Here is a 16,817-nt window from a genome sequence, read left to right as displayed (position 1 = left end):
ATTTTCTGTTTTAGACTCTGTTGTCATTTACCTATCAGCTTCACTAAGCCAATACCACCAAAGTAAAGTCCTAGCACCGCCCCTGCTAATAAACTTTGGGTGAGGGGGTCGGTGGAGGGTGTGAGAATAGCGCCCAGAACCACAGACCCCATGATTACAAATCGCCAACCAGAAAGCATTTGTCCCGAAGAAATAATCCCCAAAGCGCCGAGCAGCATTTGAATTACAGGAATTTGAAATGCTAAACCAACGCTGAATAACAGCAGTAAAACAAATTCAAAATATTTCTCAATCGACCACAATTGCTCGACAACATCAGCGCCATAACTGATGAAAAATCTCAAAGCTGCGGGGATGAGCAGAGAATAAGCAAATACCAACCCCGCACCAAATAACACACTTGACCCTAAAACCACTGGCCCCACTAAGCGGCGTTCTCGGCGAGTCAGTCCAGGAAGGACAAACTGGAGAATTTGGTAAAGGATGAACGGACTAGAAAGCAGCAAGCCTGTGTAGGCTGCAACTTTGACTGAGACAAAGAAATATTCTCCAGGAGCCAGTTGCAGAAATTTGATTCCTTGTGCGGGAACTTCTAGTAACTGAACAATGGGTTTAACGGCGAAGAAACACCCGACAATGGCCACCACTACCGCAATCAGCCCGTAAAAAATTCGCTGTCTTAACTCTTCTAAATGGTCGAAGAAGCCCATTTCGACCTCTCCGGGTAATTCATCGAGGGGGTCGGTGTCGTCGTCGCTATATTCTTCCAAATCAATATCGCCAGAGTTGGAATCAGCCGCATCCGTGGGTTCGCCCAGTTGAGCGGACTGCAATGCACTATCTGTATCTTGTGGTGTCATGAGTCAGCTATTTGGCAACTTTTCTAAACTATTTTATCTGGAATTGTTGGAGGCTTCGCCATTGAAGCTGATCCCAAAATCAACGCCAAGTACTCGCTCAATCTTTCTCAAAGTAACTTCTGGTAAAGCATCTCTCACCTTTTCTGCCTCGATGTCATGCCAGTAAGAACGGCTAATTTCTGCCTCTCCCGCCAAAATTTCTACTGAACGCCCATCCAGATTTCTAGCTTGTTTGATTTTTGCTCCTAATCCCATAACTTCAACATCTGTGTAGCGCCTGATTTTCACCGTATCTACCTGAAACTTCTCCTTTAATGTAAATTGTTGTCTCATTTCTATTGTCAAACGTCGTACGATGGTCTACTATGAGAACATAGAGAAAGCGCCCCGTCTCGTAAACTAAAGCGCTTCTCTATCCAAAATTTGGTAATCACATTATGCCAAAAATTAACGTCAATTTTCAACAGGGTATTGCTGTTGCAATATCACTGGCGCTCCCTTTTTCAGATTTTTCGCGTCCAGCCAACGCTAACCCAGCTGTGTTAGCACCAGTGGCTCTGTGTGCCGGTACTGCTGGCGTAGGGTGCGTGCTGGTGGGAGTTGGGATTCTGGGTGGAACCGTTGTCTACTTCGTGTATCAAAACGACAAAGGGCGTAAAGTAAAACTGACGCCCAATGGTAGATTATTTCAACACGAAGACTATACCCAATATCCAGACGAAATTAGAGAAGTAGGTACTTGGGAAGATCCGCTAGATACTAAAAATAGAAGCAAAGCGGTGGAAATATGCCGCAATCGTGCTAGTAAAATTGGGGCAACTTTTGAATTGAAACAAGACCCAGCAACCAAAAAGTGGATTTGCGTATTTACGGGAGGAACAGGAAGATGAAAGGGACAGTTTTTGTAGAATTACCTTGTGCAGATTGTGAAGCGGAAGCATTGAGTGGAGAAGTTGCTTTTTTACCGACGCTAATGGAAGAAGCGTTACAAAAATTTATTACCAATCAACTGCACATTGGTACTCGCAACTACAAAACTACATACACTGCCTCTCATTACGGCGATGAAAACCAAATTTGGGATTATAGCCACTATGAGACATATGAACCGACAGATTCAAGTTTACCGTCAATGATAATTCTGCGTTATCGTCCACGCAACCTGCAAGCAGCCTAGAAGAAATGGGGGACAAAGGAAATTTCCTATGCCCCATTTCCCAAATTTATTGTGTTGGTAGCTTCGGGTGTTCAGCAGAGTATTTGCTAACAATGCTAGAAATTTCCGGGTTGTAGAGCCTTAAATAATTCCAGTAATTACCAAGTACTTGACGCACATAATTTCTGGTTTCATCAAAGGGGATTTCTTCCACAAATTCATCTGGGTCTTTGGTAGAGAGAGTTTGCAACCATTTGGAAACGTTACCAGGGCCAGCATTATAACTAGCGATCGCCAGCAGAGTGTTATTGTTATATTGCTCGTGGGTATGATCCAAATACCAAGTCCCCAACATGATGTTGTTGTTGGGATTTTCTAAATTAATATCCTTGGTATTCAACTTAATTTGCGGTGCAATCCATTTAGCTGTATCCGGCATTACCTGCATCAACCCAGTAGCCCCGGCGACAGATTTAATTTTCGACTCAAACCGCGATTCCTGTCGGATTAAAGCCGTAACTAGCAAGGGATTCAGCTTGCGTTCATTCGACCACTTGACAATTTCTTGAAAATATGGAAAGGGATATCGAGCTTGCCAGTAGATGATTTGTTTGCTGAGGGCTTGATATTCAGCTTGTTCGGCGGGAATTTCCCTGTCTTCCAATTTAGAAATTTTGTCAATTCCGATGAGATTTTCGCCATTCGCCAGCCGCATTAACCCTTCAGTAAATTGTTCGGCGACGGTGGGTTTAGTTTTGTTTTGAAATTCTGTTTCCCATTGCAACCAAGCATCGCGGTTTTGCCCTAGCAGATACAATTCTTTAAAAGTCTCAGAACCTGCAGTTGGGACTGGGCGTTGAAAGGGGACTAATTCCGGGTTCATTTGCCGCAACGTGTTAAAGTTGCCGACATTCAGTCCTAGAGTTGACGCCGATCGCCAAGCATAATATGACTGAGGAAACTGACTCAACACGTACTCATAGGCAGTTTTCGCTTCTTGCTGTTTTCCCAGGTTAGTTGCCCATCTACCCACCCAAAAACCCGCTCTGGGAGCCAAAATACTGTTGGGGTTGTTGGTTGTAATTGGTTCTGCCCATTGCCAAGCACCGAGGTAATCTTTAGCTTTAGCCTTTTCCTGGGCAATTTTCCAGCGATATTCTGCGGCTTCTTCCGAATTACCGTGCTTGCTCAGGAGTAATTGCCAAGTTTTGGCGGCTGACTGATTATCTTTGAGTCCTTGCAAAATTTTGGCTTTTTCTGCTAGGGCTTGACCGGCGATGTCAGGAAATTTATTGACTACTTGGTCGAGATATGGTATTGCATCTTTGCGGGTTTTGGCTAATTCTGCGAGACGGAGTAGAGCAGTTCCCGTTTCCCGCGCCTCTGGGAATTGCTGTAGCAGTTGTTTGTAGGTGGCGATCGCCTTTTCCTTTTCTTTCCCTTCAATTTGTAAACCGCGACCAATTCGGTAGAGGCTTTCGGCTGTGGGTGGTGCTTTGGTATAAGCTTTTGCAGCTTTGCCAAATTCACTATTGAGCCAGTAAGCCGCTCCAATAAGTTCCCAGTCTGCTGGTGTGAGGTTTGGTTGTTTGACGAGACTATCCAACACTCCCACAATTCCGGGTTGGTCTGTGGCATATTTTGCCAAAATTAACTGTAATTGTGGCTGTTCGGGATTTTCTTGCAACCGCTTGCGGATAATTTCCCAAGTTAGGGGGTGGGAAGGAAATTTAGCGATCGCTGTATCTTGAAGCTTCGGTTGGGCGATTAAATAAATAGCTTTAACTGCAGCGGCGGTTTGGGGATATTGTTTCAGGACTTTTTGCCTTAAATCCGAGGCTTTACCTTCCTCACCCAGCATATCTTCAGCTTGCGCCTGTTTGAGCAAAATATAGGGCGCGAGGATAGGATAGTCTTTTTCTAAGCCTGTCAGCAAAGCCAGAGCTTTTTTAGCTTGGGTTCTCTCAATGTAATCACTCGCTAACAGATAACGAGCGCGTTTTTGATCTGGTGAGCGAGAATCCTGAGCTATGGCTGCTAGCTTTGCTGCTCTTTCTGGCAAAGATTCTGATACCAATGGGTACACAGACGATTGAGCTTTGGTAGCTTCAGATATCTGTTCAGGCTTACCATCGCCTGGTTTGAGCCATTGTCCTAAGGATTTGCCAATTTCCGGCGCTGACACCATTGCGCCTGCTAAAAAGGCAAATAGTCCTGCACCCGCAATTATCGGAACTGGATTTTTTTTGAGATGCTTCAGCATGGATACCCGCTGAAAATTTCAGATTAATTTCTTGAAACTCTAGCACTACTAGCGGGCAGTGTAATCACTTTTTCTGGTTAAATTTTTAATTTTTGCCAAAAAATATAAATTTTCCAGTTGATAGATGTGTTGCTACTGGCTCGATAGGGTATGTTTGATCCCTTGAAACTTAGTCTTGTGAAGTTATTCAGTGAGCATCAACCAAACCATACCACACAGCATCAATCCACCTAAAAATTGTACAAATAACAAATAAAAATTCCAGCAGTTATCTTAATCGAGCAATTAATTTATTTTTTCCATGTAAAAAAAGAATGTCACGATTTAATACCCGCAAGTGCTCAATTAAAACGCCAATGGGATTTATGCGCTGTGTAATTAACCAAATCATCCAGCCTAACAACTTGAGTGTATTAAAAATTGTTGTGCGAGTTAGGCATTCATGAAATGCTACACGAGCTTCATCTAAAAGACCGCTATATTCAGCGACAATTGGTTCATCATGAAATATTGGCGAATTGATTCCATGAATTCCACTTACTTGATATTTTCCCATTTTGATTCTTTTTAAACAGGAAACTTCTAGATGATATAAATCGTGGTAGCAGAGCAAATCTCCGTTAAGAATGACAGTGATATCACCGAATTTTACCGGGTCTTTGCTGTTACAACCCAGTGCTCTTTTCCAGGATAATTCTATTTGAATTTCATTGGGAGCGATAAATTTAAGCATGACAATTTAACCAAATTATGAGATTGTCCAAGAAAACATGTTGTTTCGATGATGAATTGATAGCTCTATAAAAGTCCTAAATTATTGAGGAAAAACTTTGCGCTCTCAAAGCAGCAAAATTACTCATCCATATCCCCAAAATAAAATAGGAATTTTACCGAACAATGAAACGCATCACTAGTAGTCTGTCCCATTAATTTTGATGAATTTGTAGTCAGTGTTTAAGCGATAACAACGAAGACTAAAGCCCTCACTACAAACTAATACACGTCAGAACTAATGAGATGCACCTAGTTTACGCACTGCCGTAACAACAATCTACAAAATTTGTTGGCTATTAAACAAAAAATCGAGCCTGAATTAATATTTAAATTTTTAATATAAGAGAAAATAATTATTGGTGAAATATAATTTATTTCACATCAACAAGATAGATTGTCAGTGATAAGTTGGGCAAAACTTAGACTAGGACTGACTGCAATAAATTTTGTTTGTCAACATCAAGTTGTATAAAAACATCAACAATAAACAATAAAAATTGATGTGGAAATTATAAAGGTTCGATTAACTAAAAAAATCACCATTTCATATTAATTGCGATATATTAGAGGCGTTGCATGGCAACGCCTCCACATAGATGGTTAGGTGATTTTACCGCTTCGCTAATTCTGGAGTCTGTCCCTTCAAACCAATCATCAATTTGAGAGTGAAAACTTTCAATGCAGGTAATCGGCGCATAATCCATAAACCCAGGCGTCGAGCTAGCAAAATTGGTAAAAAGTTATTGGAAAATACCCTGTCTAACAAATCGGTAAAACCTAAAATTGTCAGATTTTCTAACTGGCGCCAGCGTTCGTAGCGTTTGAGGACTTGAATTTTGCCGATATCTTCAGCCGCGAGGGTTGCTGATTCGAGGACTTGCGCTAAAGCAGCTGCGTCTCGAATCCCCAAATTTAAACCTTGTCCACCTACAGGATGACAATTGTGAGCAGCGTCACCAATTAAAGCCAGTCGAGGGAGGACATAACGATCGCTTTGCATTAGTTGTACCGGGAAAATAAAGCGATCGCCCAATAACTCCAACTTACCCATATGATCACCATAGCGACGGCTGAGTTCCGCTAAAAATTGTTCGTCATCCAAAGCACACAAAGCTTTTGCTTCTTCATGGGGTGCTGTCCAGACAATTCGGCAGCGGTTCCCTGGCAGAGGTAAAATCGCAAAGGGGCCGCTAGTCCAAAATTTTTCGTAGGCTGTATCATTATGGGGTTTTTCAGGCTTGACAAACGCCACAATGCATGATTGCCAATACTTCCAGCCCAAGGTTTTAATTCCCGCCGCTTGGCGAATTGGCGATCGCGACCCATCAGCGGCTACCAATAATTTACTGCGGATTGTCCGTATTTCCCCAGCAATTTTGATATCAACGGCTACCATTTCCGTCTGGTAGTCTGTCTTGACAACTTCCGCTGGACACAGATAAGTCACATGGCGACAATCTTGGACAAACTCTTGCAAAGGCTCCAGCAGCGCTTGGTGTTCCGCCACATAACCCAACTCCGGCGTACCTAAATCGCTGGTGGTAAATTCCACCACTTGGGAATAATCACCATCAGAAAGGCGAACTTGGCGATATTTAGCGATTTGGGGTAACATTTTGTCCCAAACGCCAATTCCTTGGTAAATCAACGCCGAAAGCATATGCACCGCATAGGCTTGTCCTTTAGCGACAGCGGCTGATGCGACCTTGGCTTCGATCAGCAATACACTCAAGCCAGAATCCTTTAAAGCTGCGGCTAGGGTTAATCCAGTAATCCCGCCGCCCACAATAACCAAATCATAATCGAATCCCCGCTTGTCCGTTGGTATTGAGAGTGGGGAGGGGGTTGGAGACAGCTGCATTAGCGGCATTGTTAAGAGAAATTACAGCAATTTATTTATTATTTTTACGCGATCGCCCTTGTTAGAGCAAATGGGGGTGTGGGGAGGTGGGGAGTGTGGGGAGGTGGGGGGATGGGGAGATGGGGAGATGGGGAGGTGGGGGGATGGGACGGAAGCTTTGGGTTCTGAATAGGATGTTTTGAGTTCTGAAGTCCAAGCTTGAGGCTCAAAGGCTGACGCTTGAGGTTCAAAGGCTGACGCTTGAGGCTCAAAGGCTCACGCTTCAGGTTCAAAGGCTCACGCTTCAGGTTCAGAGGCTCACGCTTCAGGCTCAAAGGCTCACGCTTCAGGCTCAAAGGCTCGCCCCATCACCCCATCACCCCATCACCCCATCACCCCACCTCCCCATCACCCCATCCCCCCATCCCCCCATCCCCCCATCCCCCCATCCCCCCATCCCCCCATCCCCCCATCCCCCCATCCCCCCATCCCCCCATCACCCCATCACCCCACCTCCCCATCCCCCCACCTCCCCATCAGTTCTTCTGCCATTTCCAAATTAGATGTGACATTTTGCACATCATCTAATGCCTCTAGAGTATCAATTAACTTCAAGAGCGATCGCGCTTGCTCTGGATCAATAATCTCAACATAATTACTGGGAATCCAGCGTAATTCGACATCAGTAACTGAAAAACTTTTTTCTTTGAGTGTTTGCTGTAGAGTTTCTAAATTTTCAATTTCGGTAAACACTTCGGCGATTTCGTCTGCAGACATTTCATAATAATCCGCACCGCCTTCGAGGGAAGCTTCTAACAGCAGTTCCTCATCGACTATTCCCGATACCACACACACACCCTTTTGGGCGAACATCCAGCTAACGCAACCTGTTTCTCCCAAATTGCCACCATTTTTACTCAAAGCTGCCCGCAAGTCAGCCGCAGTTCGATTACGGTTATCCGTCAGGGCTTCAATTAAAATTGCTACACCACCTATGCCGTAGCCCTCGTAGCGAATCGCTTCTAAGCTATGATGATCAGAGCCGAATGTACCTGCACCTTTAGCGATCGCTCTTTCAATATTTTCGTTAGGAATACCCGCAGCCTTAGCCTTGTCAATCGCTGTCCGCAGCTGAAAATTTCCTGATGGATCAGGTATACCACTTCTAGCCGCCACAATAATCGCCCGCGACAGCTGAGTAAAAGTTTTTCCCCTCTTAGCATCCACTACCGCTTTCTGACGCTTAATATTTGCCCATTTACTATGTCCCGCCATAATCTGAACTTATTTAAACGTGCTGACAAAATTAGGATATACCCATTCAGGCTAATCAGGGGTGGGGAGGTGAGGGAGAGATAACGAAATAACAAATCATAAAGAAACAATGATACATTCCCTAAGAAACTGGCTACTTTTATTGCTTTTGAGCATCTTAGCTGTAAGTGTATTTTCAACAATTTTGCCGAGAGTTAAAGATAGTCAAGTCGTTCATATTACTTTATGGCATGGAGTGAATCCGCCTGCCAATCGAGATGTCTTACAAAAATTGATAGATAACTTTAATCAAAACCATCCCCATATTCAAGTCGAGTCACTTTATATTGGGCAACAGGATCAACAAATGCCCAAGATTCTCACAGCAGTTGTGGGAAATGCGCCTCCAGATTTATTGTGGTATAACCCGACGATCGCTGGTCAGTTAGTTGATTTAAATGCTTTGATTCCTTTAGATAAATTTCTGGAAAATTCACCAATAAAAGCGGAAATTGACCCTAGTTTATTCGCGGGTATGACGTATAAACGTCAGATTTGGTCTATACCTTTTGCGACAAATAACGTCGGGATTTTTTATCGTCCGAGCTTATTTCAAGCCGCAGGAATTACTAATTTACCCCGGACTTGGGAAGAGTTAAAACAAACTGCTGAGAAATTAACTCGTGATATTAATAGTGATGGACGCATAGATCAATACGGAATGGGGCTACCTTTAGGTAAAGGAGAATTTACTGTCTTTACTTGGCTACCATTTATGTGGAGTAGTGGCGGTGAATTGGTCAATAGTGATTCTCCCAGTGCGGCTGGGGTAGTGTTGCAAGATTCTCAACCAGCGATCGCTGCTTTAGAATTTTGGCGTGATTTAATTACAAGTGGTGCGGCTGTATTATCTGCACCAGAACGGGGCTATGAAACAGCAGACTTACTAGCTGGTAAAATCGCCATGCAATTAAATGGCCCTTGGTCTTTGGGAGAATTACAAGCAACTGGTGTTGATTTTGCTGTGTTCCCAATTCCCATAGCCCAAAAACCTGCTACTAGCATTGGTGGAGAGAATTTGTTTTTTTTCAAAACTCATCGTCAAAGAGAACAAGCGGCTTTTAAATTTGCTGAATATGTTTTAAGTGCAGAATTTCAGACAGAATTAGCTAAAGGAACTGGCTATTTACCTGTGAATTTAAAGTCTCGACAAAGTGCCAAATATCAAGAATTTATCCAGAAATTACCCCAAGTTCAAGTGTTTTTAGACCAAGCTAAATATGGGCGATCGCGTCCCAATTTTCCCGCTTATAATCGCATTTCTGAAAATTTAGGTCGTGCCATTGAAGCTGTATTATTAAGAAAAATGTCTCCCACTGCAGCCCTAGAAGCCAGCCAGCAGCGCTTGGATTTGATATTTAAATAGGGCTTGCTGAACAAGTCTTCCAGTGGGGATAGGGAACAGGGAATAGGGAACAGTAAATATTCCGTAGGGTGTGTTACGGGAGTAACAGCATTTGGGTATGAGCAACAGTATAAATTGCCGTAACGCACCGCTTGATCTTGGCGCCGTACTCTCGTTCCTAACGCACCTTAAATTCTTGACGGTGCGGCGCTTGGCGACAACATACCATACATTTACTCTACAAATCATCTCTTAATCATCATCAATATCTAATTCATATATCAAATCAGAGGAAGTCATCGGCTCCGATAAGTCTAATGCATCATCAGACAGGCGGACAATTTGACCTTGGAAAAACTCTGCTAAACGTTGAGCTGCGGTTGTGGCTTCGTCATGTTCCCAGTTTGCTAGAGGTGGTTGGGGTTTGGGTGGGGGTGATGAGTCGATTTTTGGGGGTGGGGGTGGCGCTGGTGATGGCGCTGGAGGGGGGGCTGGTTGCTGTGCGCGGGTGGAGTTTTGGGGAGTGGGTGCTTTTTTGGCTGTGGTGGGGGTGGAACCAGTTCCTGTTTCCAAACTGACGTTGATTTCACGTTGAAAGGTGTGGTTAAAAGCTGTGGTGATCATCAACAAATCAGATTGTACTCTTTTTAACCAAGCTGATTTGACGCCGACACGAGCAAAATTACCGTCAAACTCAATCAGGTCACACATTTGACGCAGCAATTCTCGTTTAGGAATTTGCTGAATATTACCTAATACTTGTTGCCAAATTTGAGTCAAATCATGTTGTATGGCTTCATCTAGTTCTGGCGCGGGTGAAGTGATCGGTTCTGGCGGTGTTAGAGGTTTTTCTGCAGCAGGTGGTTGAGGTAGAGATATGGTTTCTGGTGGTGGTGACGGCGCTAAGTTAGCTGGAGGGGCGCTATGGGGAGTTGTTCCATTTTGAATGGGGGTGTTGACACGGTGATGGTTGGTTGCTGCTGGGGGTGTGTAGCGAGGTGGGGCGAAATTGGCGCTAGGTAATAATCCGAGTAATGTTACCTCCAACCATAAACGCGGCTGGGTGGTGTTTTTCAGCTGCAGTTCGGCTTCTCTGAGGTGTTTTTGTCCTGCTAAAATTGTGCTCATATCTAACTTGTGAGCAAAATCAACTAAGGCTTGCCAAGTTTGCTCGGTACAACTAACCAAATCTTGGCGGTTGGGTGCAGTTTTGGCTATGAGTAAATCGCGGTAGGTAGCGGCGAGATTTTGGAGAATTGTCAGGGGTTCTCGTCCGCGATCGAGGATGGCTCGGAGACAATCGAGGACTGTTTCTGGGTGATCTTGAGCGATCGCATTTAGCAGAGTTAATAAATCTCGCTCGCTGACTGAACCCACTAAATCCCACACCCGATCGGGAACTACTTCTCCCGATAACAGCGCTAATTGATCCAGCAGACTTTCTGCATCCCGCAATCCTCCCTGAGCAATTTGGGCGACCAATGTCACCGCATCAGCAGAGATAGAAATCTTTTCATTATCAGCGATCGCTCGCAAATGTTTAACCATCGCCGCTAAATTGATGCGTCTAAAATCGAACCGCTGACAGCGAGAAATAATTGTGGGTAGCACTCGCTGGGGGTCGGTTGTAGCTAAGACAAACACCACATATTTCGGTGGTTCTTCTAGTGTCTTGAGTAGCGCATTGAATGCCTGAGTACTGAGCATGTGACATTCATCAATCACATAAACTTTGTAACGACACTGCACAGGAGCAAACTGCGCTTTCTCAATCACCTCACGAATATTATCAACTCCTGTGTTGCTGGCGGCGTCAATTTCAATTACATCCAAAGAATAGCCTTTAGTGATTCCCTGACAAACATCGCAGACACCGCATGGTGAAGGCGTTGGTACATCACTTTGCAGACAATTGAGAGATTTAGCCAAAATTCGAGCGCTGGAAGTTTTCCCCGTACCTCTGGGGCCAGTAAACAAATAAGCCGGAGCAATTTTAGCGGATCGAATCGCGTTTATGAGGGTAGTAGCGATCGCCTCTTGGCCCACCAGTTCAGCAAAACTCTTCGGGCGGTACTTGTGGTGCAGAGGTTCGTAGGACATGGATTGCAGCACCCAGTCGAGTTTATGACTTCATCATTGTAAACTACTCAGCCCAAAAGCATCAGGGAACTGGGGAATAGGGGAGAAATGACAACTCACAAATCACAATTTTGATTGACGCTATGGTAGCGTGCGATCGCTACAATCTTAGGGTAACTAATACTCAATGGTGCAGCACATGCTCAGGCGGCTAGTTCAGTGGTTCAAAAGGTTTTTTCAAAGCTTGTTTGGAAGCAAGTCAAAATCCTCAAGAGCGCAGAGGGTTGTGCAAAAGGAACCAGCGCCAGTGTTAAACGATACGGATTTGGAATTTCTCTTCAATGAACTCTTAGAAGGGGTACATCAGGTGCGGGGACAAGCATGGGCGCAAAAATGGCTGGATAAAATAGAGCATCGCGTCCCTACAGAGCACTGGATCGAGTGGTTACGACGCTTCGGTGAAAAATTATTAGCATCTTCAGCCCCGAATAATGAACTAGCAATGCGATTGGTACAACTAGGAGATTTGGGTGTGGGTGATGTGGGTGATGTCGCTTACGAAATCGGAATGCAGCTATTAACACGCAACCAAGGCGAACCCATATGGGAGTATGCGGGGCCGGATGGTATCAGTGCAACTCCTGTTCTGGAGGATGGCTATTCAGTCACAGAAGAAACAGATGTCACAGAAATTACCCCAGAAGACGAGCAACAAACTATTACTCTAGAAGAGTTGTTTGTCATGTTACAGCAGGATGAAAACTTGTGCCAGCAGATGGCGCAACAGTTAGCGCTGGAAACAGATGATCCAGAAGCGATCATCCAAGCGTTGATTAATCAATTCTACGCCGCCAACCAAGTTAACGATGAAGTATGAAGCATGAAGGATGAAGGATGAAGTGTGAAGTTAGCATCAAAACTCACTAGCCCCTAACCCCTCTCCTCTCCCCCAATATTGAGTTTTTTAAAGATATAGTGATACACTTATTGGGTTTTTACGTAAATACTCACTTTTTTAACACAACGATCGCTACAATCTAGTAGAAACAAAATCTAAGAGAGTGGTAGATGCTCAGGCGCCTATTTCGGTGGCTCAGAAAGTGGTTAAAGCGCTTCTTTGGTAGTCGGAAGATGCATTCTCTCCATGCTGTCAGTAGACGCAAGGTGGTAGTTTCGCTACCTGAACTCACGAACGCGGATTTGGAGTTAATGTTTACTCAGCTGCTGGAGGGTGTGTATCAGGGGAGAGGGAAGCAATGGGCTGTGAAGTATCTGCAGCGGATGGAAAATCGCATCACTGATGAGCGGTGGCTGAATTGGCTGTTAATTTTTGGTGAAAAATTGCTCAATTCTCCCGCACCAAACCTTCAGTTGGCTACACGGATGGTACAACTGGGGGAACTTGGCATCGGTAAAATTGGGGAATTGGCTTATGATATCGGGATCAGGTTGTTGACGCGGAATTTAGCCACGCAGTATGAGGATGAAGATCTAGAAGAGGTGGAAATCGTAGAAATAATTACACCACAAGAAACTGTGTTGAATTTTCCTGACAACCATATCCCTGATGAAATTTTACTCAATACTCCCGGACAAGAATTACTGCGTAATTTTGGGGAACAGTTATGGAACTATGAGGAGCAAGAGGGAGACACGATCGCCCCTGTACCTAAGTATATTGCTATGGAGGAGGAGTGGACTGGTAATTTAGGTGAGGTGTTGTCGGCGTATGAGGAGGAAACCTCTGACATCGCTACTACGCCGAATAATTCTTTGATTCCTGGTGATGAAGATGCGATCGCTAATTTATTTGAGCTACTCACAACCCCACAAGCAGCACCTGATGATAACACGATAATTCCTACCTCTGTATTTCCACCCCTAAAGCCAGAGTCTGAACCGGAAATTAACGCTGTCGCCGATGCTCCTACTCGACCCACAGAACAAGAGGATATCACCCATTTATTTGATTTGTTAAGGGAACCGGAAGCGGATACCGTCACCCCCGCAGAACCCACAGCAGCAGAAGAAGAAGCGATCGCCCATTTATTTGATTTTTTAAGGGAAGCGGATACCATCACCCCCGCAGATTCCCCGACTCCACCCACACAAGAAGAAGAAGAAGCGATCGCCCATTTACTCGATTTGTTAAAGGAACCAGAAGCGGATACCATCATTTCCGTGGATTCCCCGTCTCCAACCACAGCGCAGTCAGAGGAGGAAATCGCTTATTTATTCGATTTGTTAAAGGAACCGGACGTTATCACCACAGAACCTGTGGAGGAAACTTGGGATACTTCCTTAGCCAAATTAGAGCCAAATGTCGCCGGAACTTTGGATGAGTTATTGGTGAGGTTGGATCAGAGTACTAATTTAGTCCAAGAACTGGCTTCAGAACTCGCAATTTATCGCAGTAGCACCAGTCTTGTCACCGAGCAAGAAAGCGACAGAGCACAATCGTTGTTTTATCAAGGACTCCAGCAAGCTAAAACCGGGGATTTATCTGGGGCGATCGCCTCTTATGATCAAGCAATCAAACTGCAACCCCACTTTTATGAATACTGGTTTAATCGGGGTTTAACTTTGTTTCATATAGGCGAATTTACCGAAGCGATCGCCTCCTATGACCAAGCCATTGAAATTAAACCTGATTTCTACAAAGCTTGGTATAATCGGGGCGGCGTTCTCGGTGAATTAGGGGAATTTGACGCGGCGATCGCGTCCTTTGAACGTGCCATCGAAATTAAGCCGGATGCTGCAGAATCCTGGTCTAGCAGAGGTCTGGCGTTGCTGAAGTTGGGACTAGTGGGCGAAGCAATTGCTAGTTATGACCAAGCCTTAGCTCTGCAACCATCAGAACAAGATAATTGGTACTATCGAGGGATCGCTTTGGGTGTGTGTGAGCAATACGCAGAGGCGATCGCTTCCTATGACAAAGCTTTAGAAATTCAACCAGACTATTATGAAGTTTGGATTGATCGCGGCGTGGTATTGTTCAATTTAGGACAATGGTCAGAAGCGATCGCCTCCTGGGACAATGCCCTCTCAATTCAAGCCGATTTCTACCTAGCTTGGTATAACCGGGGTGTAGCCTTAGACAATTTAGGACGTCGGGAAGAAGCCATAGAATCTTATCGCCGAGCGATCGCCATTAAACCAGATTTTCACTTGGCTTGGTATAATCAAGCAGTCGCTTTGTTCTATTTGCAACAATTTGCGGAAGCGATCGCCTCCTACGACAGCGCTCTGCAAATCAAATTCGACTACTGGGAAGCTTGGATTGGACGGGGAACCGCTGCAGGTAGTTTAGTTAAGTCAGACGCCCTCGCCGGTTTATTCACCGCCATCACCGCCACGAACCCCGCCTTAAAACAAACAGGCTACCCAGGGAAATTAGCCAGCTATGAAGAAGGTTTAAAATACGTCCGCCCAGATACCCATCCTGAAGGCTGGGGAAGATTGCATTTAGCGATCGGCAATACATACTGCGATCATGGCAAGAAAAACTACACATCCCGTCATGATTGGTATCAAGCCGTAACTGAGTATAATCAGGCACTGCTCACCATCACCAGAGAAGACTTTCCCCAATTGCATCTGGAAATATTGCAATCCTTAGTGAAAGTACATGTAGGCTTGGGACAAACCACACAAGCACAAGAACTGCAACAATATGGTATCGATTTATTACAACAATTACTCAGCGAATCAACTCGGTTCGATGAGAGTAAGAAACAATTAGCGCTGAAATTTGCAGGCTTTGGGCAATTGACAGTTGATTTAGCTGTAGAATATGGCGATTTAGTAGAAGCTTGGGAAATTGCCGAACAAGGCAAAAACGCCTGTTTAACTTGGCTATTATTTGGTTGGTGCGAAGAGATTTATTCACCACAATATCGCTCAGTTCAACAGCTACTTAACCCCACCACAGCAATTATTTACTGGCATATTAGCCCAACTGCTCTCCACACCTTTATTCTCAAAGATGGAACGCCTTCACCCATTTTGTTATTCACACCCATACAAGATATCGGTATCATACACCAAGGGATAGCTCCCATCAGTCTGCAATCTGAATTACCTCTATCCGAAGCCGCTAGACGCTTAATTGCATTTGAAGAATGGTTAGAAGATTGGCAAAAACAATATCAAGAATATCGCCAGAAAAATAACGACTCTTGGCAATTAAATCTGCAACAAAAACTATTACAGCTAAAAGATATTCTCAGCATTTCCACAATTAAACAGGAACTGGAAGGTATCACCCAACTAATTTTAATTCCTCACCGCGATTTACACAAATTACCTCTCCACGCACTGTTTCAAATGTCTCTTAGCTCAGAAGAAAAATTGCTGAGTGAAGAGTCTAATTTAACTATTAGTTATTTACCAAGTGTGCAAATCGGCTTAACTCTGCCAACAGAACCGCAATGGCATAAACAGCACCAAATATTACTGAATATTGAATATCCTTATGGTAATGATTATCCAGCATTGAAATTTGCCAAACTGCAATCGGAAATTGTCAGTCAGATGTTTAAGAATTTGCATAGTATTTGTGGAACTCAAGCTGATAAAAATACTGTAGAAAAGGCATTATTGGATGATTATAATATCTGGCATTTTATGGGTTATGTAATTAATAATTATCAGGAGCCAAAAAAATCAGAGTTTATCTTAGCAGGTGAAGACAAACTTACCCTCGCAGAAATCTGCAAACAAAACCTCATTAGCTATAACCTCGCCACTCTCCCAGCTTGCGAAACAACTATTACTAGCAACCAAATTATCCACAGTGAAGCTGTTAGTATCGTCACGGGGTTGATGAGTCGGGGAGTTAGCCAAGTTGTTAGTACTCTATGGACTGTGGAATCTTTTGCTAATGCTTTAGTAATTATTGAGTTTTATCGCCGATTACAGCCGGGTAAATCTGCAGCTACAGCACTAAATGAAGCGACGACATGGCTCAGAGAACTGACGGCTTCGGAACTGACACAATGGTATGAGGATTTATTGAATAATCTCCAGCCGGATGAATTGAGAATTAGAGCGTATATCGCCACGCAATTATATAGAAGTAGTAAAATTCCACCTCATCAAAAGCTTTACAGTCATCCTGATTATTGGGCAGCGTTTATAATTACGGGGAGGCAAAATTAAGTTTTTAACGCCGAGGTTTTTGTGAG

Annotated in this window: 13 protein-coding genes; 5 read left to right on the top strand and 8 right to left on the bottom strand. The window is 44.1% G+C overall.

Features of this window, described 5'->3' with window-relative positions; genetic code table 11:
- Positions 1 to 23: 23 nt before the first annotated feature.
- Together tatC and MIC7126_RS0121535 are read right to left on the bottom strand one after the other, a co-directional pair.
- A complete protein-coding gene (gene tatC, locus MIC7126_RS0121540) occupies positions 24 to 860 on the bottom strand; it encodes a twin-arginine translocase subunit TatC (RefSeq protein ID WP_017655230.1) in 837 nt (278 codons plus the stop codon).
- A 33-nt stretch (positions 861 to 893) separates the two neighbouring features.
- Entirely contained in the window at positions 894 to 1,148 is a 255-nt protein-coding gene (locus MIC7126_RS0121535) for a helix-turn-helix domain-containing protein (protein WP_017655229.1), read from the bottom strand.
- A gap of 149 nt (positions 1,149 to 1,297) precedes the next feature.
- On the opposite strand from MIC7126_RS0121535, the gene MIC7126_RS0121530 reads away from it, so the two are divergent.
- Positions 1,298 to 1,750, top strand: coding sequence for a hypothetical protein (locus tag MIC7126_RS0121530; protein WP_017655228.1), 453 nt, complete (start codon positions 1,298 to 1,300; stop codon positions 1,748 to 1,750).
- Positions 1,747 to 2,037, top strand: a complete 291-nt coding sequence (locus MIC7126_RS0121525; protein ID WP_017655227.1) for a hypothetical protein — start codon at positions 1,747 to 1,749, stop codon at positions 2,035 to 2,037. The genes MIC7126_RS0121530 and MIC7126_RS0121525 overlap by 4 nt, the downstream gene beginning before the upstream one ends.
- 46 nt (positions 2,038 to 2,083) lie before the next feature.
- Here MIC7126_RS0121525 and MIC7126_RS0121520 read toward each other — a convergent pair whose 3' ends face one another.
- The 5 genes from MIC7126_RS0121520 to MIC7126_RS0121495 all read right to left on the bottom strand — a co-directional run bounded on the left by MIC7126_RS0121520 (position 2,084) and on the right by MIC7126_RS0121495 (position 8,168).
- Positions 2,084 to 4,279, bottom strand: a complete 2,196-nt coding sequence (locus MIC7126_RS0121520; RefSeq protein ID WP_017655226.1) for a lytic transglycosylase domain-containing protein — start codon at positions 4,277 to 4,279, stop codon at positions 2,084 to 2,086.
- Positions 4,280 to 4,547: 268 nt separating this feature from the next.
- Positions 4,548 to 5,012, bottom strand: a complete 465-nt coding sequence (locus MIC7126_RS0121515) for a hypothetical protein (RefSeq protein ID WP_017655225.1) — start codon at positions 5,010 to 5,012, stop codon at positions 4,548 to 4,550.
- A 651-nt stretch (positions 5,013 to 5,663) separates the two neighbouring features.
- On the bottom strand, positions 5,664 to 6,923 hold the full coding sequence (locus MIC7126_RS0121510; RefSeq protein ID WP_017655224.1) for an FAD-dependent hydroxylase: 1,260 nt from the start codon (positions 6,921 to 6,923) through the stop codon (positions 5,664 to 5,666).
- Between the two features lie 35 nt (positions 6,924 to 6,958).
- Positions 6,959 to 7,249 carry a hypothetical protein gene (locus tag MIC7126_RS30700; RefSeq protein WP_154655946.1) on the bottom strand — a complete coding sequence of 97 codons (291 nt, stop codon included), beginning with the start codon at positions 7,247 to 7,249 and terminating at the stop codon, positions 6,959 to 6,961.
- A gap of 148 nt (positions 7,250 to 7,397) precedes the next feature.
- Positions 7,398 to 8,168 carry a YebC/PmpR family DNA-binding transcriptional regulator gene (locus MIC7126_RS0121495; RefSeq protein ID WP_017655221.1) on the bottom strand — a complete coding sequence of 257 codons (771 nt, stop codon included), beginning with the start codon at positions 8,166 to 8,168 and terminating at the stop codon, positions 7,398 to 7,400.
- A 109-nt stretch (positions 8,169 to 8,277) separates the two neighbouring features.
- Here MIC7126_RS0121495 and MIC7126_RS0121490 point away from each other — a divergent pair, with 109 nt between their 5' ends.
- Complete coding sequence (locus MIC7126_RS0121490) at positions 8,278 to 9,573, top strand: ABC transporter substrate-binding protein (protein WP_017655220.1); 1,296 nt, start codon at positions 8,278 to 8,280, stop codon at positions 9,571 to 9,573.
- A gap of 231 nt (positions 9,574 to 9,804) precedes the next feature.
- Here MIC7126_RS0121490 and MIC7126_RS0121485 read toward each other — a convergent pair whose 3' ends face one another.
- On the bottom strand, positions 9,805 to 11,652 hold the full coding sequence (locus MIC7126_RS0121485; RefSeq protein WP_017655219.1) for a DNA polymerase III subunit gamma/tau: 1,848 nt from the start codon (positions 11,650 to 11,652) through the stop codon (positions 9,805 to 9,807).
- Positions 11,653 to 11,830: 178 nt separating this feature from the next.
- On the opposite strand from MIC7126_RS0121485, the gene MIC7126_RS0121480 reads away from it, so the two are divergent.
- Both MIC7126_RS0121480 and MIC7126_RS0121475 read left to right on the top strand, forming a co-directional pair.
- Positions 11,831 to 12,508 (top strand): hypothetical protein, encoded by a 678-nt coding sequence (locus MIC7126_RS0121480; RefSeq protein WP_026100444.1) that lies wholly within the window; start codon positions 11,831 to 11,833, stop codon positions 12,506 to 12,508.
- 254 nt (positions 12,509 to 12,762) lie between these two features.
- Positions 12,763 to 16,791: a CHAT domain-containing protein gene (locus MIC7126_RS0121475; protein WP_017655217.1), complete on the top strand. Its 4,029-nt coding sequence runs from the start codon at positions 12,763 to 12,765 to the stop codon at positions 16,789 to 16,791.
- Positions 16,792 to 16,817: the final 26 nt, after the last annotated feature.

Source organism: Fortiea contorta PCC 7126 (genome assembly GCF_000332295.1).
Classification (GTDB): Bacteria; Cyanobacteriota; Cyanobacteriia; order Cyanobacteriales; family Nostocaceae; genus Fortiea; species Fortiea contorta.
The sequence above is the reverse complement of the archived record's forward strand: the minus strand, read 5'-3'. Positions and strand labels throughout refer to the sequence as shown.